Annotated in this window: 18 protein-coding genes; 16 read left to right on the top strand and 2 right to left on the bottom strand. The window is 66.8% G+C overall.

Annotated elements, in window-relative coordinates:
- Positions 1–403 precede the first annotated feature (403 nt).
- The 4 genes from IPF36_RS02255 to IPF36_RS02240 all read left to right on the top strand — a co-directional run bounded on the left by IPF36_RS02255 (position 404) and on the right by IPF36_RS02240 (position 9,526).
- Entirely contained in the window at positions 404–2,599 is a 2,196-nt protein-coding gene (locus IPF36_RS02255) for a type I secretion system permease/ATPase (RefSeq protein ID WP_195427218.1), read from the top strand.
- Positions 2,583–3,965 (top strand): HlyD family type I secretion periplasmic adaptor subunit, encoded by a 1,383-nt coding sequence (locus IPF36_RS02250; RefSeq protein ID WP_135702758.1) that lies wholly within the window; start codon positions 2,583–2,585, stop codon positions 3,963–3,965. The genes IPF36_RS02255 and IPF36_RS02250 overlap by 17 nt, the downstream gene beginning before the upstream one ends.
- Positions 3,966–4,053: 88 nt before the next feature.
- Complete coding sequence (locus tag IPF36_RS02245) at positions 4,054–7,995, top strand: S-layer family protein (RefSeq protein ID WP_195427217.1); 3,942 nt, start codon at positions 4,054–4,056, stop codon at positions 7,993–7,995.
- Positions 7,996–8,185: 190 nt separating this feature from the next.
- Positions 8,186–9,526 (top strand): TolC family outer membrane protein, encoded by a 1,341-nt coding sequence (locus IPF36_RS02240; RefSeq protein ID WP_135702756.1) that lies wholly within the window; start codon positions 8,186–8,188, stop codon positions 9,524–9,526.
- Positions 9,527–9,537: 11 nt separating this feature from the next.
- Here the strand turns inward: IPF36_RS02240 and phaZ are convergent, their stop codons facing one another.
- Positions 9,538–10,788, bottom strand: a complete 1,251-nt coding sequence (gene phaZ, locus IPF36_RS02235; RefSeq protein WP_135702755.1) for a polyhydroxyalkanoate depolymerase — start codon at positions 10,786–10,788, stop codon at positions 9,538–9,540.
- A gap of 463 nt (positions 10,789–11,251) precedes the next feature.
- On the opposite strand from phaZ, the gene IPF36_RS02230 reads away from it, so the two are divergent.
- A complete protein-coding gene (locus tag IPF36_RS02230; RefSeq protein WP_195427216.1) occupies positions 11,252–11,659 on the top strand; it encodes a hypothetical protein in 408 nt (135 codons plus the stop codon).
- Positions 11,660–11,764: 105 nt separating this feature from the next.
- Here the strand turns inward: IPF36_RS02230 and IPF36_RS02225 are convergent, their stop codons facing one another.
- Positions 11,765–12,718 carry a LysR family transcriptional regulator gene (locus IPF36_RS02225; protein ID WP_133094590.1) on the bottom strand — a complete coding sequence of 318 codons (954 nt, stop codon included), beginning with the start codon at positions 12,716–12,718 and terminating at the stop codon, positions 11,765–11,767.
- A 181-nt stretch (positions 12,719–12,899) separates the two neighbouring features.
- Between IPF36_RS02225 and IPF36_RS02220 the strand changes: the two genes are divergently transcribed.
- From IPF36_RS02220 to IPF36_RS02170, 11 genes are all read left to right on the top strand, one after another.
- Positions 12,900–14,360: a form I ribulose bisphosphate carboxylase large subunit gene (locus IPF36_RS02220; protein WP_133094591.1), complete on the top strand. Its 1,461-nt coding sequence runs from the start codon at positions 12,900–12,902 to the stop codon at positions 14,358–14,360.
- A 39-nt stretch (positions 14,361–14,399) separates the two neighbouring features.
- Positions 14,400–14,819: a ribulose bisphosphate carboxylase small subunit gene (locus IPF36_RS02215; RefSeq protein WP_135702754.1), complete on the top strand. Its 420-nt coding sequence runs from the start codon at positions 14,400–14,402 to the stop codon at positions 14,817–14,819.
- Between the two features lie 146 nt (positions 14,820–14,965).
- The gene (gene cbbX / locus IPF36_RS02210) at positions 14,966–15,889 is read left to right on the top strand and encodes a CbbX protein (RefSeq protein WP_135702753.1); all 924 of its coding nucleotides are present in this window, start codon (positions 14,966–14,968) and stop codon (positions 15,887–15,889) included.
- A 3-nt stretch (positions 15,890–15,892) separates the two neighbouring features.
- Positions 15,893–16,657, top strand: coding sequence for an HAD family hydrolase (locus tag IPF36_RS02205; protein WP_135702752.1), 765 nt, complete (start codon positions 15,893–15,895; stop codon positions 16,655–16,657).
- 1 nt (position 16,658) lies between these two features.
- On the top strand, positions 16,659–17,363 hold the full coding sequence (gene rpe / locus IPF36_RS02200) for a ribulose-phosphate 3-epimerase (RefSeq protein ID WP_135702751.1): 705 nt from the start codon (positions 16,659–16,661) through the stop codon (positions 17,361–17,363).
- A 51-nt stretch (positions 17,364–17,414) separates the two neighbouring features.
- The gene (locus IPF36_RS02195; protein WP_133094596.1) at positions 17,415–18,509 is read left to right on the top strand and encodes a class 1 fructose-bisphosphatase; all 1,095 of its coding nucleotides are present in this window, start codon (positions 17,415–17,417) and stop codon (positions 18,507–18,509) included.
- An 11-nt stretch (positions 18,510–18,520) separates the two neighbouring features.
- Entirely contained in the window at positions 18,521–19,399 is an 879-nt protein-coding gene (locus tag IPF36_RS02190) for a phosphoribulokinase (protein ID WP_195427215.1), read from the top strand.
- Positions 19,400–19,427: 28 nt separating this feature from the next.
- Entirely contained in the window at positions 19,428–21,443 is a 2,016-nt protein-coding gene (tkt, locus tag IPF36_RS02185) for a transketolase (RefSeq protein WP_135702749.1), read from the top strand.
- Complete coding sequence (gene gph, locus IPF36_RS02180; RefSeq protein WP_133094599.1) at positions 21,440–22,153, top strand: phosphoglycolate phosphatase; 714 nt, start codon at positions 21,440–21,442, stop codon at positions 22,151–22,153. Before tkt ends, gph begins: the two co-directional genes overlap by 4 nt.
- Positions 22,154–22,212: 59 nt before the next feature.
- Positions 22,213–23,223, top strand: coding sequence for a type I glyceraldehyde-3-phosphate dehydrogenase (gap, locus tag IPF36_RS02175; protein ID WP_133094600.1), 1,011 nt, complete (start codon positions 22,213–22,215; stop codon positions 23,221–23,223).
- A gap of 12 nt (positions 23,224–23,235) precedes the next feature.
- A partial coding sequence (locus IPF36_RS02170) for a phosphoglycerate kinase (RefSeq protein WP_195427214.1) occupies positions 23,236–24,175 on the top strand: 940 nt, incomplete at its 3' end.

Below are 24,175 nucleotides of genomic sequence, written 5' to 3'. Positions count from 1 at the left end.
ATTGTCTTATGTGCCCGCCCGAGGGATATACACCACTTAAGTAGGGCGTGGCGCGAATACATCATGCCTTGATATTTGGTGGCCCGCGCGGTCCCTGATTCTTGGCGCTCTTTCCCGGATGTTGCATGTATGAAACGCCATACGGATGATTGCTTCGAGCGTCTCCGATGGCCCGGTTGCGCCATTTGCAGGATGGGCGCACAGACCTCCGCCGCATACGCTTGCAAAAAACGTCATAACAAATGGGACCGGGGAAAACATGGATGGATGCAATCGACGCACGCCTTGTGCACGGCGTGCATGGCGTGAGGCGGCGGCAGGCCGCGCCAGGCTGCTGGCGGCATGCCATGCCGCGCCGCGGCGGCGTGGCGCGCGCGCACGCTGAAGCGCGAGGGCAATGGCCATGCATGCTGCCGCCATCCCTGCCCGGGAGGCCGGGGATACCGGCTGGAACCTGCCGGACCCGGCATGCCGCGAGGCGCGTCCGGACGATCCGTTGCTGGATTGCCTGCTCTGGCTGGCCCGCCACTTCCACCAGCCGGCGTCAGCAGAGGCGCTGCTTGCCGGCCTGCCGCTTGCCTCGCATCGCCTGACCCCGGCGCTGTTCGCGCGGGCGGCGGCCAGGGCCGGCATGTCGGCGCGGCTGGTGCGGCGCAAGCTGGAAGGGATTCCTGACCTGGTCTTGCCCGCGATCCTGCTGCTTGACCAGGGACAGGCCTGCGTGCTGCTGCGCCGGGGCGAGGCGGGCACCGTGGTGCTGGCGCTGCCCGAATGCGGGAACGGCGAGCAGGTTGTGCCCGCAGAAGAACTGCTGGCGCGCTACTCCGGCCATGCCATCTTTGCCCGGCCCGCGCATCGCACGGATGCGGCGGCGCACGATGGCGCGCCGGCTGCGCCCCATGAATGGTTCTGGGGTGTGATGCGCCAGTCCTGGCCGGTTTATGGCGAGGTAATGGTCGCCTCGCTGCTGCTGAGCCTGTTCGCGCTGGCCATGCCGCTGTTCACCATGAACGTCTACGACCGCGTGGTGCCGAACCATGCGCTGGAGACACTATGGGCGCTGGCTGTCGGGGTTGGCCTGGTGCTGCTGTTCGAGCTGGCGATGCGAACGCTGCGTGGCTATTTTGTCGACGTGGCGGGCAGGCGCATCGACGTGACCGTCTCCGCAACGGTGTTCGGCAAAGTGCTGGGCATCGAGATGAAGTCGCGGCCCGCGTCGGCGGGCAGCCTTAGCAGCCAGCTGCACGAGTTCGAATCGGTGCGCGACTTCCTGACCTCCGCCACCATCACCACGCTGATCGACCTGCCGTTTGCCGCGGTCTTCATCGTCGCGATGTTCTGGGTCGGCGGCCCGCTTGCCTGGGTGCCGCTGCTGACGGTGCCGCTGGTGCTGGGTGTCAGCCTGGCATTGCAGGGACCGCTGTCGCGCGCGGTGCGCGCCAGCAGTGCCTGCGCGGCGCAGCGGCAAGCCGCGCTGGTGGAAACCCTGGTCGGGCTCGAGACCATCAAGACGGTCGGCGCCGACGGTGCCGCACAGCGCAACTGGGAACAGGTGGTCGGGCAGATGGCAAGGCTGGGCTTGCGGGCACGGTTGCTGTCAGCGTGCGTGATCAACGTGTCGCTGTTCGCACAGCAGGCCGCCACGCTGGTGGTGGTGGTTATCGGCGTCTACCTGATCGCCGAAGACCGGCTCACCATGGGCGGCCTGATTGCCTGCACCATCCTGGCCGGGCGCGCGCTGGCGCCGCTGTCGCAGATGGCAGGGCTGACCACGCGCTACCACCAGGCACGCACCGCGCTGGCCGGCATTGACCGGATGATGGCATTGCCAGTCGAGCGCCCGCCCGGCAGGCATTTCGTGCACCGTCCGCCGTTGCGGGGCGAGATCGAATTCCGGCAGGTGAGCTTTCGCTATCCGGGCCGCGACGGCGCCGTCCTGGACGACGTGTCCTTCCGCATTGCCAGCGGCGAGCGCGTTGGCCTGATCGGCCGCATCGGCTCGGGCAAGACCACCATCGAGAAGCTCATCCTGGGCCTTTACGCACCGGAGACTGGCTCGGTGCTGGTCGATGGCGCGGATGTGCGCCAGCTAGACCCCGCGGCGCTGCGGCGCGATATCGGCTATGTGCCGCAGGAGGTGATGCTGTTCAGCGGCACCGTGCGCGAGAACATCGTGATGGGCGCACCGTATGCCGACGATGAGGCGGTGCTGCGCGCGGCGCGGCTGGGTGGCGTCAGCGACTTTATCGATCGCCTGCCGGATGGCTATGACCTGCGGCTTGGCGAGCGCGGCGAAGGGCTGTCGGGCGGGCAGCGCCAGGCGATCGCGATCGCCCGCGCCGACTTGCTGCAACCGCCGGTGCTGCTGCTGGATGAACCCAGCAGCGCGATGGACAACCGCACCGAGGAGCAGTTCAAGTCGCGGTTGTCCGCGGCGCTGGGTGGGCGCACGCTGCTGCTGGTGACGCACCGGGGCTCGCTGCTGAGCCTGGTCGACCGCCTGATCGTAATGGACCAGGGCCGCATTGTCGCCGACGGGCCGAAGGCCGATGTGCTGAACGCGCTTGCAGGAAGGAAGCTCCATGTCGCGTCTGCATGAGACCCGGAATCGCCTGCGCCGCCTGGCCGCAGCGCTGCGGCCGCACGCGGATGACACCGTGTTCATGGGCGAGCGCGAGGCCGCAGCGGTGGCGGGGCCGCGCTGGTTCACGCACTGGATCCTGTTGTGCACGCTGCTGTTCGTGTTGGTGGCGCTGGCATGGGCCGCGCTGGCGCGCGTGGATGAAGTGACGGTGGGCGAGGGCAAGGTGATCCCGTCCAGCCAGGTGCAGGTGGTGCAGAACCTCGAAGGCGGCATCGTCGCCGAGATCATGGTGCGCCCGGGGCAGGTCGTGAACAAGGACCAGGCGCTGATGCGTATCGACGATACCCGCTTTACCGCCTCGTACCAGGAAGGCCGCACCAGGGACGATGCGCTGGTGGCGCGTATTGCGCGCCTGAGTGCCGAGTCTGCCGGCACGGCGTTCGTCGCCAGCGCGGCCGGCGATGCAGACAACCGCCGGTTCCTGGCCGAGGAACACGCGCTGTTCGAATCACGCAAGCGCGCGCTCGAAGCCAATCTGTCAGTGTTGCGCCAGCAGTCCGAGCAGCGCCGCCAGGAACTGACCGAGAAGCGCTCGCGCGAGCAGCAGCTGCGGCAGAGCCATCGCCTGGTGGCGCAGGAGCTGGCGATGATGCGGCCAATGGTGGCGCAGGGCGTCGTGTCCGACGTCGACGTGCTGCGGCTGGAGCGGCAGACCAACGACCTGAAGGGCGAGCTCGACGCCACGCGGCTGGCCATGCCACGCCTGGAAGCGGCCTTGCGCGAGAGCCAGCAGAAGCTGGACGAGACGGCCACGCATTTCCGCGCGGAGGCCATGCGCGAACTGAACCAGGCCAAGGCCGAGCAGGCGGCGCAGAGCGCCACCAACACCGCGCTGCAGGACCGTGTCGATCGCACCCTGGTGCGCGCGCCGCTCGCCGGCATCGTCAAGCAACTCAAGGTCAATACCGTCGGTGGGGTGGTGCAGCCCGGCATGGACCTGGTGGAAATCGTGCCGCTGGAAGACACGCTGCTGGTGGAAGCGCGCGTGCGCCCGGCCGATATCGCCTTCCTGCGCCCGGGGCAGCCGGCGGTGGTCAAGCTGTCGGCCTATGACTTCTCGATCTATGGCGGTTTTCCCGGCACGGTCGAACATATCAGCGCCGATACGCTGACGCCGGAACGCCCGGGCGAGCGGCCGGAGAGCTACTACCTGGTACGCGTGCGCACTCGCGACAACCGGCCCGGCGGCAGCGCCGTGCAGGTGCCCATCCTGCCCGGCATGGTGGCCACGGTCGATGTGCTGACTGGCCAGAAGACGGTGCTCCACTACCTGCTCAAGCCCATCATCAAGACCCGGGAGCTGGCGTTCCGGGAACGGTAAGCGCAACAAAAAAGGCACGCGCGCAGCCCGCGCACAATCACAACCAGCAAGGCACGGCCACCAGGCCGGCATTCAGGACGGGGGAACCATGGCAACACTGACCGGCGGCAATGGCATCGACAATATCAGCGGCACCACTTCCAGCGACACCATCCTGAGCGGCAACGGCAACGACTATGTCAGCGCCGGCGATGGCAATGACTACGTCGACGCGGGCAACGGCGACGATATCGTCGAAGGCGGCGACGGCGACGACACCCTGCTGGGTGCGAATGGCAAGGACCGGGTATTCGGCGGGCGCGGCAGCGACAGCCTGGCGGGCGGCAACGGGGCCGATGCGGTCTATGGCGGCAGCGGCGACGATGTAATCGGCAGCCTCGATGCGAGCTCTGCGCTCTACACCGGCGACAACGGCGGCGATACCATCTATGGCGACGGCTTCGACAGCTACGCCGATTACCAGCTTGGGCGCGGCCATGAGTCGGCCCAGCCTGGAAACGACCGCATCGCTGGCGGCAATGGCGATGACCTGATCTACGGCGACAACGGCAACAACGCCGTCGTGGGCGGCGACGACATCATTGCCGGCGGCAACGGCAAGGACACCGTCTATGGCGAAGGTGGCAACGACACCATCGGCGGCGGCGGTGGCGGCGATCTGCTGAGTGGCGGTGCAGGCCGCGATGTGTTCGTCTACAGCGCCGTGATGGATTCTTCTGCGGGCGGCATGGATGTCATCACCGACTTCCAGCGCGGCACCGACCGTCTCGACCTGCGGCCGGTGCTGGGACAGACCGGCTTCGAATGGGGAGGCCGCACGCCGACGGCTCATGGCGCCTGGTTCGGGCAATCGGGCGGCAATACCTATGTCTATGTGGATGTCGATGGCAATCCCGCCACAGCGGAGATGGTCATCCAGCTCAACGGCCTGCATGAACTCGCCAGGAGCGATTTTGCCGGCTACGACAATCATGCGCCCACGGCCGCCGCCGACACCCATGGCATGGCCGAAGACAATCATCCGAATCCGATTACCGGCAATGTGCTGTCCAATGACAGCGATATCGACGCCGGCAACGTGCTGGCGGTGGCCAGTCCCGGCATCTATGTCGGCCAGTACGGCACGCTGCAGATCAACGCCGACGGCAGCTACAGCTACACGCTGGACAACAGCAATGCGCAGGTGCAGGCACTGCGGCGTGGCGACCATGTCGATGAGACTTTCAGCTACAGCGTGACCGATGGGCAGGCGTCGGCATCGTCGGTGCTGACCATCCGGGTCGACGGTGCCAACGATGTGGCCACCATCCATGCGTCAGCCAGCGAAGATACGTTGGCGACAGAGGCTGGCGGGGTGGCCAATGCCGTTGCGGGTGATCCTTCGGCCAGTGGGAGGCTCACCGTCAGCGATGTCGATACCGGTGAAGCGAAATTCGCCGCCGTGCAGGCGGAAAGCCTGGTCGGGCAGTATGGCACCTTCACCTTCGACAGCAACACCGGCGCCTGGACCTACGCTCTTGACGACAGCAAAGCCGAATCGCTGACCGCAGGCCAGCAGGTCACCGATTCGCTGACAGTGGTGTCACTGGACCAGACCGCCCAGCGGACCATCACCGTCAATATCACCGGCGCCAACGACCACGCCACCATCACGGCATCGACCAGCGAAGATACGTTGGCGACGGAGGCCGGAGGGCTGGCCAACGCCATTGCCGGTGATCCTTCGGCCGGCGGAACGCTGACGGTCACTGATGCCGATACCGGTGAAGCGCATTTCGCCGCTGTGCCGACGGACAGCCTTTCCGGAAACTATGGCACCTTCACCTTCGACAGCAATACCGGCGCCTGGACCTACACGCTTGACAACATCAAGGCCGAATCGCTGACCGCAGGCCAGCAGGCCAGCGATTCGCTGACCGTGGTGTCAGCGGACCAGACCGCCCGGCAAACGATTAGTGTCAATATCACCGGCACCAACGATCAGGCCATCATCACCGCATCGGCCGGCGACGAGACCTCGGTGACCGAGGCGGGTGGCGTGGCCAACGGCACCACGGGCGACGCATTCGCAAGCGGCATGCTGACCGTTAGCGATGGCGATGCCGGGCAGTCGCACTTTGCCGCCGTGGCGCCGGACAGCCTGGTCGGCCAGTACGGGAATTTTTCCTTCGACAGCGACACGGGCGCGTGGACCTACACGCTTGACCAGGGCAAGGCGGACGCGCTGGCAGCGGGGCAGCACGTGACCGACACGCTGACCGTGCAATCGTCGGATCTCAGCGCCAGCCAGGTCATCACGGTCAATATCACCGGTGAAAACGATACCGTTGTGAACACCGTGCCAACGGTGCAGGCGGGCCGGGAAGACACACCGCTGGTTTTCAGTTCGGCCACGGGCAATGCGCTCAGCATCGCGGATGTGGACAACGCAAGCCATACCGTGACGCTGACGGCGGCAGCCGGCACGATCACGCTGAACGGCATTGCCGGCCTGCAGTTCCTGGCGGGAGATGGCACCGCGGACGGCACCATGACGTTTACGGGCACCGACGCGGCGATCAATGCCGCGCTGGACGGGATGACGTTCGTCGGCGACAAGGACTATGCCGGCACGGCGTCGGTGCAGATGCAGGCAAGCGACGGCATCTCAGCCGACACCAGCGCCGTTGCCATCACGCTCAGTGCTGTCAACGATGCACCGGTGGCGGCATCCGACCTGGTCTATGTCTCCAACGACAGCAATGGCAACAGCCGCAGCACCATCCTGATTCCGGTCAGCGCACTGCTTGCCAACGATGGCGATGTCGATGGCATGGCGCTGTCGGTCACGGGGCTGGGCTCCGCGAACGGGGGCGTCAGCAACCTGGCTTTCGTCGCGGATACCAACGGCAGCTACATCCGCTTCGACGTCGACAAGACCTCCGGCAGCTTCACCTATACCGTTTCGGACGCCGCCGGCGGCACCAGTACCGCAACTGTCTCGGTCAATGTCATGCTCACCGAGAACGGTGCCAAGGTGTCCCTTGAGGGACTGGAATACCAGGCTTCCTATCTCGATGGCGGCTCCCAGAACGACACGCTGACCGGCGCCGGCATTGCCGACGTCTTCATTGGCGGATCGGGTACCGACTCGCTCAACGGTGGTGCCGGCGACGACGTACTGCGCGGTGCCGCCGGCAACGACACCATCGACGGTGGCGCAGGGATCGACTTGCTGGATTTCTCCGACGCAGGCGCGTCGCTGACGTTCACGCTGACGCAGGGCAACGTCGCCACCCAGTTCAACACGGGCTCGGGGACCGGACTCGGTACCGACACCTACCAGAATATGGAGGGTGTGATCGGCTCGCGCTTTGGCGACACCCTGACGGGCAGCCTGGCCAACGACATCATTCGCGCTGGCGCCGGCAATGACATCATCGACGGCCGCGAAGGCCTCGACCTGCTGGACTTTGCCGATGCGATGAGCTCGGTTGTCTTCACGCTGACGCAAGGCAGCGCGACGACAACCGTCGATCTGGGGACGGCGTCCGGCCTGGGCATCGACAGCTACCGGAACATGGAAGGGGTGATCGGGTCGGCCTTCAACGATACGATTACCGGCTCGGGCGGCGACGACGTGCTGCGTGGGGGCGCGGGCAACGACCAGCTCGCAGGGGGCGGCGGCAACGACCTGCTCGTGGGCGGGGCCGGGGCCGACCAGCTGAGCGGCGGCGGCGGCAGCGATACCTACCGCTTCCTGCGCGCCGATGCGGCCTCGGTCGACACGATCTCCGATTTCGATGTCACGCCCGCGGCGGCAGGTGGCGATGTGCTGGACCTGTCCGACCTGCTGTCCGGCGCCAGTGTCACCACCGCGAACGCGGCGCAATTCGTGCGGCTCGCCGAGATTGATGGCAATACCGTGGTCAGCCTTGACCGGGATGGCGGTGGTTCGGGCGCGGCCTTCCAGGACGTGGCGGTGCTGCAGGGCGTGGTCGGGCTCGACCTGAATACGCTGCTGAGCAACGGCAATATTCATACCGCTTGATTCATACCGCTGATTTCATATCACTTCACCGCTGGCGTCAAAGGCAAGCATCAGGCGCAAGCAGCAAGCTGGGCAAGGCAGGACCGGCGGCACCGCTGCCGGCGCAGTAGAAAACCATAATAAACGGGCAGGGCACCGCGTTGCGCACGCACTGGCACGGCGAGCGCGGTGTACCCGATCTGGGGGAAGCATGACGACAGCATGGTGCCGGCTGGCATCCGTACTGCTATGGGCAGCCATGGCGGCGCCGCCGCACGCGGCCGCCCAGGCGCTGCAGCAGGCGGTGGAGCAGGCCGTGCACACCAATCCCGAAGTGCTGGCGGCGGGCAGCCGCCGCCTGGCCGCCGACGAGGGGCTGAAGCAGGCGCGCGCCGGTTACCTGCCGCGGGTCGACGTCAATGCCGCCACCGGCCGCGTGCGCCTGGACAGCCACAGCACGCGTGCGATGGGACTGGCTGATTCCTCCTATGCCAGCCACCTGGCCGGCGTGACGATTACACAGATGCTGTTTGACGGCTTTGGCGTCAGCAGCGACGTGGAGCGGCAGGGCGCGCGCATCGAAGGCGCGGCCTACCGGGTGGGCGCCACCGCCGAAGACATCGCGCTGCGCACGGTGGGCGTCTATGTGGAGGTGCTGCGCCGGCAGGAAACGGTGGCCATCGGGATGGCCAACCTTGAAGCGCACCAGCACATCTACGACCAGATCCGGCTCGGTGCCGACAACGGCGTGTTGCGCCGCGCCGATCTCTACCAGGCCGAAAGCCGGCTGGCGCTGGCACAGGCTAACCTGCGCGCCGAGCAGGGCGCGCTGCAGGAGGCCGTGACGGCGTTCCTGCGCGTGGTCGGCGCGCCGCCGCAAGGCTTGTCCCGGCCGGAATCGCTGGCGGCCGTGCTGCCCGCCACCGAGCGCGAGGCGATGCTGGTGGCCGGCGCCAGCCATCCGGCGCTGGGCGCGGGGCAGGCCGATATCGCCGAAGCCGAGGCCGCGCGCTCGCTGGCCCGCTCGGCCATGTGGCCGCGGCTGGACCTGGAGGTGGGCGCGGCGCGCGACCGCGACCGGGTGCTCGGCACCACGGATGAGCGCAGTGTAATGCTGCGGGTGCGCTACAACCTGTTCCGCGGCAATGCCGACAAGGCACGGATCAACGAGGCCGGCTACCAGATCCAGGAAGCGGAGCAGAACCTGGAGCGGCTGCGCCGTCAGGTGCAGGAAAGCGTGTCGCTGGCGTATAACGCCTATCGCACCGCGCAGGACCGGCTGGCAAGCCTGGAGCAATATGTGCAGGCTAGCGACGCCACCCGCGTCAGCTACGGCAGGCAGTTCCGCATCGGGCAACGCAGCCTGCTCGACCTGCTCAATGCCGAGAATGAGTACTTCAGCGCGCGCACGGCGTACGTGACCGGCCAGTACACCCAGCTGGCCAGCCAGTACCGCATCCTGGCCGGCATGGGCTTGCTGCTGGCGACGCTGCAGGTGGCACCGCCGGGCGAGGCGCTGATGCAGGCGGGGATACGCAGCCGCCCACGTTAGCCGGCGCCATGTCAAACGCTTCCCATGCTCGCCCGGGCGTCAATGCCGCGTCGCGTCATATCGCATATCGTGGGAAAGACTTCCCTATGCCAGCAAGGGCCAGAGAAAAGGTCATAATGGCCGCAGCGCGGCACCGTAACGAGCCGCTTGCCGCGCAGGGCAATGCCTTGGCACAGATCATGAGCCGCATGGGTCTGTCCCCGGCCAGAGATTTCGTCGCACTCGCCTTCAATGGTGAGTAATGCGGTCGTACGGATGTCTTGTGGTCGCACCGCATGTCCTTGCACCTGCCATGTTCCGCGCGGCAGCCGGAAGTCCTGAAACACTGTGCTGATGGTATCCAGGTAGAACTCTGCCGCCATGTCGAGCACGGCGTTATAGGCGTCCAATGCTTGCCCATGCCTCTGCGCAAGATCGGCGTCGCCGCGCGCAAGACTGAGGCAGAAGTCCCGATACAGGGTCGTCAATGAAGATGACTCCGCCGCGGCCAGGCCGGCGACTTGCACGAAGCTTGGGCAAACCTGGCGTCCGACGCCCATGTACGGCTCAGGCACCGCGTGAATCAGATTGCGTTGAAACCACTGCAGGGAATGACGAGCGGCGAGATCCCCGATCGCGGTCGGGCTGCGACGCGCATCGATCGGACCGCCAATCAGAGTCAAGGTTTGCGGTGTTGGCTCATCCTCGCTCGCCAGCAGCGCAACGGCGGCCAACGTCGGCACAGTGGCCTGGCAGATGGCGAGGACATGGAGCGATTCCGCTTCGATCTGACGAATAAGGCGTTTGATGAAAAGCACATAGTCGTCCAGATGGAAGGGGCCATCACTCACAGGCACGTTGCGCGCATTGCTCCAATCTGTGACATAGACGATATGTTCGTGCAGCAACGACTCCACGACCTCGCGGAGCATGACGGCATGGTGACCCGCCAACGGTGCGCACAGAAGTATTGATGAAGACGGTTGTCCAGCCTCATGTTTGGCGGAGCCAGTCGTGAAGCGCAGCAGGCGGCAAAACGGGTTTTCTAAAAGGACAGTCTCCTCCACCGGGACAACGCAGCCACGAAGCTGAATCGCTGTAATGCTGAACGAGGGCTCATCGCAGGGCGAGCCGACGCGACTGAGCATTTCCCAGCAAGCGGCAAAGTCGCTTGCGCCAGGCACATAAGAAAACGGACTCATGGGGTGGATAAACGCGCGGCTCGCTTGTATCGCCAAGGCCGCCATTGTTGCCCTCTGATACTCCACAATCTGATAGAGCATACCGATCTCACGTCGAAGTAGGTCTGCCAGATAATCACGCGCCACCAGCACCGAACATGGCACGACCCGCAATGCCGAGCGAGGCAAAGTCGGACCGTTCCAATCGCTATGGGCTCGTTCTGCTGCCGCTGCCGATAAAGCGGACTGCCGGCAATGCCTCAGCCCGGAACCACTCCAGCATAGTCCAGGCGGGTTCGGCCTGTGACTCGACTGTAAGCAGGGTACGCGGAGGGGGCTCCATCCTCGCCAAACACGTTATGCCGCGTTTTGGTGTGCCCTATGGGGCACCAATCCGACACAGTGGCATGTAATGCAAAGTCGTTGGCATCCTTTGCATGGCGGGCGGCCCGCTGGCGCCGTTAGGCTATGCCATGTAGGTCATGACCGAAATCAACGCGTGTCCAGCCTGGGCGCGTTGCCGGCATGTCTCGTGTCGCGATGTTCTTGGAAGGATGTAACCAGCATGACTTATTCGCTCTCGCGCGCCGAAGTGGACAGCATTACCGATGGCGACGTGCAGTGCAGCACCATGAAACTGCTGCCGGAATGGGACGACATCCCGGCGGACTTCCGCAACGGCAATCTGTACACCCGTCTGGCAGAGGCGCGCTTGCTCGACTACCAGCTACCCGGTATCTCGATTGCATTCCTGCCAGAGTTCGATGACGCTGCGGCTTGCCAGGCCATCGACCGTTGCATCACCGCGCACCTGAACGCCTTCGCGCCCCGCCACCAGCACCGGATCGCCGGTGTGGGATACATGATCTCCAAGGTTTGCACCGTGACGCGCGTCGGGGTCGACGAGGCGAATGCCGAGCACGCGTACGGGCACCTGCTTCAAGCACCGACGGACGACGAACAACCGGATTGATTATCTGGCGACAGCCGTTCATGCGGGTGCGACAGCCCATCCACTGAATCCTGCGCCTGTCGGCTTCCGCCGATCACCTGCAAATCCCGGCGTCCCCTTGTTTCATCACGCCACGCGCCGCCCAGGCAGCAGCCCCGCATATTCCTTCCCCAGGAACTCCGCAGTGTGCTCAAGCAGATAGCCCCGGCAGCTCTCGCTGGCCGGAGACAGGCGCTTGCTTGCCATATGCGCCACATGCCAGACGCGCTCGATCGGCGTACCCGTCACATCCAGCAACGCGATTTCTCCCGTACGCAGTTCCAGTGACAGCGTATGCAGCGACAGCAGGCTGATCCCCATGCCCGCCATCACCGCCTGCTTGATGGTTTCATTGCTGCCCAGCGTGATCACCTTGGCCGGTGTGAACAGGTGGTCGCGGAACATGAACTCCGCCACGGTGCGGGTACCGGATCCGGGCTCGCGCAGCAGGATCGTCTCGTGACGCAGTTCCTGCAGGTCGAAGCGCTTCTCGCCGCGCAGCGGATGCCGCGGCGAGGCCACCACCACGTACGGATGCGCGGCGATCGGTTCTGACACCGCGTCCAGCTCGCGTGGCGGACGGCCCATCAGGGCCAGGTCGATGGCATTGTCCTGCAGCAGCTGCAGCAGCGTTTCGCGGTTGCCCTCGGCAATGCGCAGGTCGATGCCGGGATGCTGCGCCGTAAACCCCGCCAGCAGCTTGGGCGCGAAGTACTTGGCCGTACTGATCAGCCCGATCGTGATCGAGCCCTGCTCGACATCCTTGACCGCCTGCAGGCCTTCCTCCGCATCCTTGATCTCGCCAAGGATGCGCGAGGCATGGTGCAGCAGCCGGTCGCCGGGCTCGGTCAGCGTGAGCTGGCCCCGGATCCGCTCGAACAGGGCCAGCCCCACCACGGATTCCAGCTGCTTGACCTGCATCGAGACGGCCGGCTGCGTCAGGTGCAGCTCCTCGGCCGCGCGCACGAAGCTGGCGTGGCGGGCCACCGTGACAAAGATCTGGAGCTGGCGAAGCGTGAGGGCGCGCAGGAAGGAGGACATGGGCAGTGGGGGCGGCTTGGGGTTTGTCCTTTGATCTGAGGCCCGGGTGTGCGGCCCGCGCCTCACTTAAAGGATGGCTTATACAGGGGCTAAGAATATCTGAATTTACCTTATGTTGGTGGCCGGATATCTTTCTTTCCAACGAGCAGTCACGCCGCCAAACCACGGAAGGGAGACCAGCATGAACGCACCTGAAACGATCCAAAGCAAGCCGCGCAAGCGCTATGACGCCGGCGTGATGAAGTACAAGGAAATGGGGTACTGGGACGGCGACTACGTGCCCAAGGACACCGATGTCCTGGCGCTGTTCCGCATCACGCCGCAGGACGGCGTCGATCCGGTCGAGGCCGCCGCCGCGGTGGCCGGCGAATCGTCGACGGCCACCTGGACGGTGGTGTGGACCGACCGCCTGACCGCGTGCGACATGTATCGCGCCAAGGCCTACCGGGTCGATCCGGTACCCAACAACCCCGAGCAGTTCTTCTGCTACGTGGCCTATGACCTGTCGCTGTTCGAGGAAGGCTCGATCGCCAACCTGACCGCCTCGATCATCGGCAACGTGTTCAGCTTCAAGCCGATCAAGGCGGCGCGCCTGGAAGACATGCGCTTCCCGGTGGCCTACGTGAAGACCTTCGCCGGCCCGTCGACCGGCATCATCGTCGAGCGTGAGCGCCTGGACAAGTTCGGCCGCCCGCTGCTGGGCGCCACCACCAAGCCCAAGCTGGGCCTGTCGGGCCGCAACTACGGCCGGGTGGTGTACGAGGGCCTGAAGGGCGGGCTGGACTTCATGAAGGACGACGAGAACATCAACTCGCAGCCCTTCATGCACTGGCGCGACCGCTTTCTCTTCGTGATGGACGCGGTAAACAAGGCCTCGGCCGCCACCGGCGAGGTCAAGGGCAGCTACCTGAACGTGACCGCCGGCACCATGGAAGAGATGTACCGGCGCGCGGAGTTCGCCAAGTCGCTGGGCTCGGTCATCATCATGGTCGACCTGATCGTGGGCTGGACCTGCATCCAGTCGATGAGCAACTGGTGCCGCCAGAACGATATGGTCCTGCACCTGCACCGCGCGGGCCACGGCACCTACACCCGCCAGAAGAACCATGGCGTGTCGTTCCGCGTGATCGCCAAATGGCTGCGCCTGGCCGGCGTCGACCACATGCACACCGGCACCGCGGTGGGCAAGCTGGAAGGCGATCCGCTCACCGTGCAGGGCTACTACAACGTCTGCCGCGATGCCTATACCCAGACCGACCTGACGCGCGGGCTGTTCTTCGACCAGGACTGGGCCTCGCTGCGCAAGGTGATGCCGGTGGCCTCGGGCGGCATCCACGCGGGCCAGATGCACCAGCTGATCCACCTCTTCGGCGACGACGTGGTGCTGCAGTTCGGCGGCGGCACGATCGGCCACCCGCAGGGGATCCAGGCCGGTGCCACGGCCAACCGCGTGGCGCTGGAAGCGATGGTGCTGGCGCGCAACGAAGGACGCGACATCCTCAACGAAGGGCCGGAGATCCTGCGCGACGCGGCGCGCTGGTGCGCACCGCTGCGGGCGGCGCTCGATACCTGGGGCGACATCACCTTCAACTACACGCCGACCGATACCTCGGACTTCGTGCCCACCGCGTCGGTGGCCTGAGCCCCCGAGCCCCTGAACACCACAGAACGAGAGGACATCATGCGCATCACTCAAGGCACTTTCTCCTTCCTGCCCGACCTCACCGACGAGCAGATCACCAGGCAGCTCGAATACTGCCTGAACAAGGGCTGGGCGGTCGGCATCGAATACACCGACGACCCGCACCCGCGCAATACGTACTGGGAGATGTTCGGGCTGCCGATGTTCGACCTGCGCGATGCCGCCGGCATCCTGATGGAAATCAACAACGCGCGGAACACCTTCCCGAACCACTACATCCGCGTCACGGCCTTCGATTCGACGCATACGGTGGAGTCGGTGGTGATGTCGTTCATCGTCAACCGGCCGGCCGACGAACCCGGCTTCCGCCTGGTGCGGCAGGAAGAGCCCGGCCGCACGCTGCGCTACTCGATCGAGAGCTACGCCGTGCAGGCGCGGCCCGAAGGCTGCCGCTACTGAACGGCAGCGGCCGCACCGGCGCGTAGCGCAGCCACGCACTGCCCGCCGGCGATTCCCTCACTGTGCAGTCCCACGGGCGCGCCGCGGTCAGGCAGCGCGCGGGGGGAAGCTGCGCCCCGGATTCGATGAAACCTACGGAGCCTGCCATGTCCGCACCTGAAACGACCGCACCACTGCAGCACCCCGCTGCCTTGCCTGGTTCGCTGGCCGAGTCGCTGGCCAGCTCCGGCATCACCGAGCTGCTGGCCCAGCTCGACCGCGAGCTGATCGGGCTGAAGCCGGTGAAAGCGCGCATCCGCGACATTGCCGCCTTGCTGCTGGTGGACAAGCTGCGCGCCGCGCGCGGCTTCAGCGCGGGGGCGCCCAGCCTGCATATGTGCTTCACCGGCAATCCCGGCACGGGCAAGACCACGGTGGCCCTGCGCATGGCGCAGATCCTGCACCAGCTCGGCTACGTGCGCCGCGGCCACCTGGTGGCCGTGACCCGCGACGACCTGGTCGGCCAGTACATCGGCCATACCGCGCCCAAGACCAAGGAGATCCTGAAGAAGGCCATGGGCGGCGTGCTCTTCATCGACGAGGCTTATTACCTCTACCGCCCGGAGAACGAGCGCGACTATGGCCAGGAGGCCATCGAGATCCTGCTGCAGGTGATGGAGAACAACCGCGAAGACCTGGTGGTGATCCTGGCCGGCTACAAGGACCGCATGGACCGGTTCTTCGAATCGAACCCGGGCATGTCGTCGCGCGTTGCCCACCATATCGACTTCCCCGACTACCAGCTCGAGGAACTGCGCCGGATCGCCGACCTGATGCTGGCGGAGATGCAATACCACTTCGACGACGAGAGCCGCGCCGTATTTGCCGATTACCTGGCCCGGCGCATGGCGCAGCCGCATTTCGCCAATGCCCGCAGCGTGCGCAACGCGCTGGACCGCGCGCGCCTGCGCCATGCGTCGCGGCTGCTCGACGATCCCGGCACGGTGGTCGATGACCGTGCCCTGACCACCATCACGGCCGGGGACCTGCGCGCCAGCCGCGTGTTCTCGCAGCCTTCGGCCGCGGAGTAAGCCATGAAAGCCCTGATCTTCGATGTCGACGGCACGCTTGCCGATACCGAGACCGCCCACCTGCAGGCCTTCAACGCCGCCTTTGCCGAGGTCGGCCTCGACTGGTGCTGGGATGAGGCGCTCTACACGCGCCTGCTCAAGGTGGCCGGCGGCAAGGAGCGGCTGCTGCACTACTGGGGGATGGTCGATCCGGAAGAGGCCCGCGGCTGCAAGGTCAGGGAGACTATCGACGCCGTGCATGCCATCAAGACACGCCACTACGCCGAGCGCGTCGGCAGCGGCCAGCTGCCGCTGCGCCCGGGCATTGCCCGGCTGATCGACGAGGCCGGCAGTGCCGGCGTGCCCATCGCCATCGCCACCACCACCACGCCGGCCAATCTCGATGCGCTGCTGCAGGTGCCGCTGGGCCAGCGCTGGCGCGAGCGCTTCGCCGCCATCGGCGACGCCGGCACCACCGCCATCAAGAAGCCGGCCCCGGATGTGTACCTGGCCGTGCTGGAACGCCTCGGCCTGGAAGCCGGGGATTGCCTGGCGATCGAGGATTCGGAGAACGGGCTGCGCGCCGCGCAGGCGGCCGGCATTGCCACCCTGGTCACGCCCAGCGCCTACACCGCGCACGAACGCTTCGACGGCGCGCTGCTGGTGCTGCCGCACCTGGGCGATCCGGGGCAGCCGCTGCCGCAGCAGCTGCCCGGCGCGGCGCAGCGCTGGGCTGACCTGGGCGCACTGCGCAACTGGCATCGCGGCACCCTGTTCGAGGCAGCCTGACATGCATGCCAACGACCAACATGCCGTCCGCCTCGCGCCGTCCATCCTGTCGGCGGATTTTGCGCGGCTGGGCGAAGAGGTGCGCGCGATCGAGGCAGCGGGCGCGGACCTGGTGCACTTCGACGTGATGGACAACCACTACGTGCCGAACCTGACCATCGGGCCGCTGGTGTGCGAGGCGATCCGGCCGCATGTGTCCATCCCTATCGATGTGCACCTGATGGTGGAGCCGGTCGACGCGCTGATCCCCATGTTCGCCAAGGCGGGCGCAAGCATCATCAGCTTCCATCCCGAGGCAAGCCGCCATGTGGATCGCACCATCGCGCTGATCCGCGAGCACGGCTGCAAGGCCGGCCTGGTGCTGAACCCGGCCACGCCGCTGGGCTGGCTCGACCACACGCTCGGCCAGCTCGACCTGGTGCTGCTGATGAGCGTGAATCCCGGCTTCGGCGGCCAGGCGTTCATCCCCGGCGTGCTGGACAAGCTGCGCCAGGTGCGCGCGCGCATCGACCGGCAGGTGGAGGCCGGCGGGCGAGCGGTCTGGCTGGAAATCGATGGCGGCGTCAAGGCCGACAACATTGCGGAGATCGCCCGCGCGGGCGCCGACACCTTCGTTGCAGGCAGCGCCGTGTTTGGCGCGCCGGACGCCGGCGGCGGCTACCGCGGCATCCTGCGCCGACTGCGCGAGGCCGCGACGCTCACCTAGCCCGCGCCGGCGCCAGACAAGAACACATAGCAAATGAAGAGGAGACCTGTCATGCCCGAAGTCCAGAGGATGACCCTGACGCAGTTCCTGATCGAGGAGCGCCGCCGCTACCCGGATGCCGGCGGCGGCTTCAACGGCCTGATCCTTAACGTGGCCATGGCCTGCAAGGAGATCGCGCGCGCGGTGGCCTTCGGCGCGCTGGGCGGCCTGCACGGCCGCGCCGGTAGTGCGGAAGGTAACGAGTCGGCCATTAACGTGCAGGGCGAGATCCAGCAGAAGCTGGATGTGCTGAGCAACGAGGCCTTCCTGCGCGTCAACGAGTGGGGCGGCTACCTGGCCGGCATGGCCTCGGAGGAAATGGAGGCGCCATACCAGATCCCCGCGTGCTACCCGCGCGGCAAGTACCTGCTGGTGTTCGACCCGCTCGACGGTTCCTCGAACATCGATGTCAACGTTTCGGTGGGCAGCATCTTCTCGGTGCTGCGCGCGCCCGAAGGCGCGGACGCCGTGACGGAGCAGGACTTCCTGCAGCCCGGAACGGCCCAGGTGGCTGCCGGCTATGCGCTTTACGGCCCCACCACCATGCTGGTGCTGACCGTGGGCAACGGCGTCAACGGCTTCACCCTCGATCCGAACCTGGGTGAATTCTTCCTGACGCACCCCGGCCTGCGCGTGCCCGCCGAGACCCAGGAATTCGCCATCAACGCCTCCAACAGCCGCTTCTGGGAGGCGCCGGTGCAGCGCTATATCTCCGAGTGCATGGCCGGCAAGAGCGGCCCGCGCGGCAAGGATTTCAATATGCGCTGGATTGCGTCGATGGTGGCCGAGGCGCACCGCATCCTGATGCGTGGCGGTGTCTTCATGTACCCCCGCGATACCAAGGATCCCGCCAAGCCGGGCCGCCTGCGCCTGCTCTACGAGGCCAACCCGATCGCCTTCCTGATGGAGCAGGCCGGCGGGCGCGCCAGCACCGGCCGGCAGCCGCTGATGGCGGTGGCGCCGGGCGGGCTGCACCAGCGCATCGGCGTGATCTTCGGTTCGCGCAATGAAGTGGAGCGGATCGAGGACTACCACGCCAACCAGTCGGATCCCGACCTTCCCAATCCCCTGTTCAACGAGCGCAGCCTGTTTCGCGCGTCTGCCTGAGGTGCACGGCCATGTCAGAACGCTATCCCATCATTGCCATCACCGGCTCCTCCGGCGCCGGCACCACGTCGGTGACCCGTACCTTCGAGAATATCTTCCGCCGCGAAGGCGTGAAGTCAGTCGTGATCGAAGGCGACAGCTTCCACCGCTATAACCGTGCCGAGATGAAGGTCAAGATGGCCGAGGCCGAGCGCACCGGCAACATGAACTTCAGCCATTTCGGCCCGGAGAACAACCTGTTCGCCGACCTGGAAAACCTGTTCCGCTCCTATGCGGAAACCGGCACCGGCATGCACCGGCACTACCTGCACAGCGCGGAGGAGGCCGCCCCTTTCGGGCAGGAGCCGGGCACCTTCACCGAGTGGGAGCCGTTGCCCGCCGACACCGACCTGCTGTTCTACGAGGGCCTGCACGGCGGCGTGGTCACCGACGAAATCAATGTCGCCCAATATCCCAACCTGCTGATCGGCGTGGTGCCGGTCATCAACCTGGAATGGATCCAGAAACTCTGGCGCGACAAGAAGCAGCGCGGCTACTCCACCGAGGCGGTGACCGACACCATCCTGCGCCGCATGCCGGACTACGTGAACTACATCTGCCCGCAGTTTTCGCGCACCCATGTGAACTTCCAGCGCGTGCCGTGCGTGGATACCTCCAACCCCTTTATCTCGCGCGAGATCCCGGCGCCGGATGAAAGCATGGTGGTGATCCGCTTCGCCAACCCGAAAGGCATCGACTTCCAGTACCTGCTGAGCATGATCCACGACTCGTTCATGTCGCGCGCCAACACCATCGTGGTGCCGGGCGGGAAGATGGAACTGGCCATGCAGCTGATCTTCACGCCTTTCGTGCTGCGCATGATGGAGCGCCGCAAGCGCGCCGCCCTGTAACAACCGCTGAGCTGCGAGGACAAGAAACATGAACGCACCCGAACGCATCGACTCCGCGGCCCGCTGCGCCAACGCGCTGCGCTTCCTGGCCGCCGACGCGGTGGAACAGGCCAGGTCGGGCCACCCCGGCGCGCCCATGGGCATGGCCGAGATGGCCGAGGCGCTGTGGCGGCGCCACCTGCGCCACAACCCTGCCAACCCGGCCTGGCCGGACCGCGACCGCTTCGTGCTGTCCAACGGCCATGCTTCCATGCTGCAGTACGCGCTGCTGCACCTGACCGGGTACGACCTGCCCATGTCGCAGCTGCGCCAGTTCCGCCAGCTGCACGCGGCCACGCCGGGGCATCCGGAAGTCGACGTGACGCCGGGCGTGGAGACCACCACCGGGCCGCTGGGCCAGGGCCTGGCCAATGCCGTCGGCATGGCGCTGGCGGAGAAGCTGCTGGCCGCCACCTTCAACCGCCCCGGCTTCGACATCGTCGACCATCACACCTATGTCTTCCTCGGCGATGGCTGCCTGATGGAGGGCCTCAGCCACGAGGCCTGCTCGCTGGCGGGCACGCTCGGGCTGGGCAAGCTGGTCTGCCTGTACGACGACAACGGCATCTCCATCGACGGCGACGTCGCCGGCTGGTTTGCCGATGACACGCCGAAGCGCTTTGCCGCGTACGGGTGGCACGTGATCGCCGGCGTGGACGGGCATGATGCGCACGCCGTCGACGCGGCGCTGCACGCGGCCAGGGCGGAGCGCGACCGGCCCACGCTGATCTGTTGCCGCACCGTGATCGGCCAGGGCGCCCCGGCCAAGGCGGGCGGGCACGATGTGCATGGCGCACCGCTGGGCGCGGCGGAGATCGCAGCCATGCGCGAGGCGCTGGGCTGGGAGGCCGAGCCCTTCACCGTACCGGCGGACGTGGCCGACGCCTGGGACGCAAGCGTCCAGGGCGCGGCGAGGGAGGCTGAATGGGAGGCGCGCTTCGCCGCCTATAGCGCCGCGCATCCCGAACTGGCCGGGGAATTCCTGCGCCGCATCAAAGGCCAGCTACCGGAAGGCTTCGATGCGGCACTGATGGCGCTGCTGGACGCGCCCTCGGCACTGCAGGGCAGGATCGCCACGCGCAAGGCCTCGCAGTTCTGCCTGGAGGCGCTGGCGCCGGCCTTGCCGGAACTGCTGGGCGGCTCGGCCGACCTCACCGGCTCCAACCTGACCAATGTGAAGGCTTCGGTCTGGGTCAACCACGAAGGGCACGGCAACTACGTCAGCTACGGCGTCCGCGAGTTCGGCATGGCGGCGGTGATGAACGGCGTGGCGCTGCATGGCGGGCTGATCCCCTACGGCGGCACCTTCATGACCTTCTCGGACTACTCGCGCAATGCCATCCGCATGGCCGCGCTGATGCGGCTACGCGTGATCCACGTGCTGACGCATGATTCGATCGGCCTGGGCGAGGACGGCCCCACGCACCAGCCGGTGGAGCATGCCGCGAGCCTGCGGCTGATCCCCAACAACCGGGTCTGGCGCCCGTGCGACGGCGCCGAAACCGCCTACGCGTGGCAGGCCGCGCTGCAGCGCGAGCACGGCCCGACCTGCCTGGTGCTGTCGCGGCAGGCGTTGACGCCGTTCGAGCGCGATGCCGCCCGGCGTGCGGACATCGCGCGCGGTGGCTACGCCTTGCGCGATGCCGCGGCGCCGCGGGTGGTGCTGGTCGCCACCGGCTCCGAAGTGGAGATCGCGGTGCGCGCCGCGCAGGAACTGGCCGACGCCGGCATCGCCGCGCGCGTGGTGTCGATGCCGTGCGTGGAGCTGTTCTACGCGCAGGACGCGGCCTACCGCGACACGGTGCTGCCGCCGGGCGTGCCGCGCGTCAGCGTGGAGGCGGGCGCCACCTGGTACTGGCGCGGCGTGGTGGGCGAGGGCGGCGTGGCGCTGGGCATCGACACGTTCGGCGAGTCCGCGCCCGCCGAGGCGCTGTACCAGCACTTCGGCCTGACCCCGGCACACGTCGCGGCTGCCGCGCGCGCCTTGCTGGAGGACAAGCCATGACTGCCGCATCTACCGCATCTAGCGCATCCCTGCCTTGCACCGCAGTGCTGGTCGACCTGGACGGCACGCTGGTCGACAGCGCCCCGGACATCGTCGAGGCCGCCAACCGCATGCTCGCCGATCTCGACAGCGCGCCGCTGCCCTTCGATACGGTGGCCGGCTTCATCGGCCGCGGCGTACCCAACCTGGTGCGGCGCGTGCTGGAGACCGCGCAGCTGGCGCCGCGGGTGGAGGCCGCCGCTGCCGAGGCGCTGTTCCATCGCCACTATGACGACACCAACGGCCGCCTGGGTTCGGTATTCCCGGGCGTGGAAGCGGGCCTGGCCGCGCTCAGGCGCGAGGGCTACCGCATGGCCTGCGTCACCAACAAGCCGCGCGCGCTGGCGGCGCCGCTGCTGGCCATGACCGGCCTGGCGGCGTACCTCGACGTGCTGGTGGCCGGCGATTCGATCGCGCAGATGAAGCCGCACCCCGCACCGCTGCGCCATGCCTGCCGGCTGCTCGACGTCGATGCGGCGCAAGGCGTGCTGGTAGGGGATTCGCCAGTGGACGTGGCCGCTGCGCGCGCGGCCGGCATGCCGGTCTGCCTGGTGCGCTACGGCTACGCCGGCCCCGACGGGCCCGCGGCACTGGGCGCGGATGCGCTGATCGACTCGATCGAGGCACTGCCGGTGCTGCTGACGCCGGCGTGGCTCGCACCCGCCGCCTGATATCCGGCGCGGGCCGGCAAGGATACCAAGACAAGTAAACGGAGACATCAGGAGACATCATGACCATCAAGGTTGCCATCAACGGCTACGGGCGCATCGGGCGCAATGTACTGCGCGCCCACTATGAAGGCGGCAAGCGCCACGATATCGAGATCGTTGCCATCAACGACCTCGGCAACGCCGCCACCAATGCCCACCTGACGCAGTACGACACCGTCCACGGCCGTTTCCCGGGCGAGGTCTCGGTTGACGGCGATGCCTTCCGCGTCAACGGCGACCGCATCCGCGTGGTGGCGCAGCGCAATCCGGCCGAGCTGCCGTGGGCCGGGCTGGGCGTGGACGTGGTGATGGAGTGCACCGGGCTGTTCACCAGCAAGGAGAAGGCATCGGCCCACCTGAAGGCCGGCGCGAAGAAGGTGATCATCTCCGCCCCGGGCGGCAAGGACGTGGACGCCACCATCGTCTATGGCGTGAACCACGGCGTGCTGAAGGCGACCGACACGGTCATCTCCAACGCCTCGTGCACCACCAACTGCCTGGCGCCGCTGGTCAAGCCGCTGCACGAGAAGCTGGGCGTGGTGAACGGGCTGATGACCACGGTGCACTCGTACACCAACGACCAGGTGCTGACTGACGTCTACCACGACGACCTGCGCCGCGCGCGCTCGGCCACCATGTCGATGATCCCGACCAAGACCGGCGCCGCCGCCGCCGTGGGACTGGTGCTGCCCGAGCTGGATGGCCGCCTGGACGGCTTTGCCGTGCGTGTCCCGACCATCAATGTGTCGCTGGTCGACCTGTCCTTCGTGGCGGCGCGGCCGACCACCGTGGACGAGGTCAACGGCATCCTGAAGAGCGCCGCCGAGGCCGAGCTCAAGGGCATCCTGGACTACAACACCGCGCCGCTGGTCTCGGTGGACTTCAACCACAGCCCGGCCTCGTCCACCTTCGACGCCACGCTGACCAAGGTCAACGGCACGCTGGTCAAGGTCTCGGCCTGGTATGACAACGAATGGGGCTTCTCCAACCGCATGCTGGATACCGCGGTGGCGCTGGCCAACGCACGCTGAAGGGTGGCTACGATGAGCATTTTCCATGCTACGGACACGCAACCGAAACCCGCGGCGCCGCACACGCTGGCCGCATTGCTCGCCGCCGGCGGGCTGGCCGGCAAGCGGGTCTTTATCCGCGCCGATCTCAACGTCCCGCAGGACGATGCGGGACAGATCACCGACGATACCCGCATCCGTGCTTCCTTGCCCGCGATCGAGGCCTGCCTGCAGGCGGGGGCCGCGGTGATGGTCACCTCGCACCTGGGCCGTCCCGAGGAAGGCAAGCCGGACCCGCGCCACAGCCTGGCGCCGGTGGGCCGCCGCCTGTCGGAGCTGCTGGGCCGGCAGGTGCCGCTGCTGTCCGGCTGGACCGCGGGCTGCTTCCAGGTGCCGCCCGGACAGGTGGTGCTGCTGGAAAACTGCCGCGTGAACAAGGGCGAGAAGAAGAACAGCGACGAGCTGGCCCAGAAGATGGCCGCGCTGTGCGACATCTACGTCAACGATGCCTTCGGCACCGCGCATCGCGCCGAAGCCACTACCCATGGCATCGCCAGGTATGCGCCGGTCGCCTGCGCCGGCCCGCTGCTGGCCGCCGAGATCGACGCGCTGGGCAAGGCGCTGGGCCAGCCGGCGCGTCCGCTGGTGGCGATCGTGGCCGGCTCCAAGGTTTCGACCAAGCTGACCATCCTGAAGTCGCTGGCCGACAAGGTCGACAACCTGGTCGTCGGCGGCGGCATCGCCAACAGCTTCATGCTGGCCGCCGGCCTGAAGATCGGCAAGTCACTGGCGGAAGCCGAGCTGGTCGGCGATGCCAGGGCCATCATCGACATCATGGCCAGGCGCGGCGCCTCGGTGCCCATTCCCGTCGACGTGGTCTGCGCCAAGGAATTCAGCGCGACCGCCGCGGCCATCGTCAAGGATGTGAAGGATGTGGCCGACGACGACATGATCCTGGACATCGGCCCCCAAA

The sequence above is a fragment of the Cupriavidus sp. IK-TO18 genome, assembly GCF_015549295.1.
Taxonomy (GTDB): domain Bacteria; phylum Pseudomonadota; class Gammaproteobacteria; order Burkholderiales; family Burkholderiaceae; genus Cupriavidus; species Cupriavidus oxalaticus_A.
The sequence above is the reverse complement of the archived record's forward strand: the minus strand, read 5'-3'. Positions and strand labels throughout refer to the sequence as shown.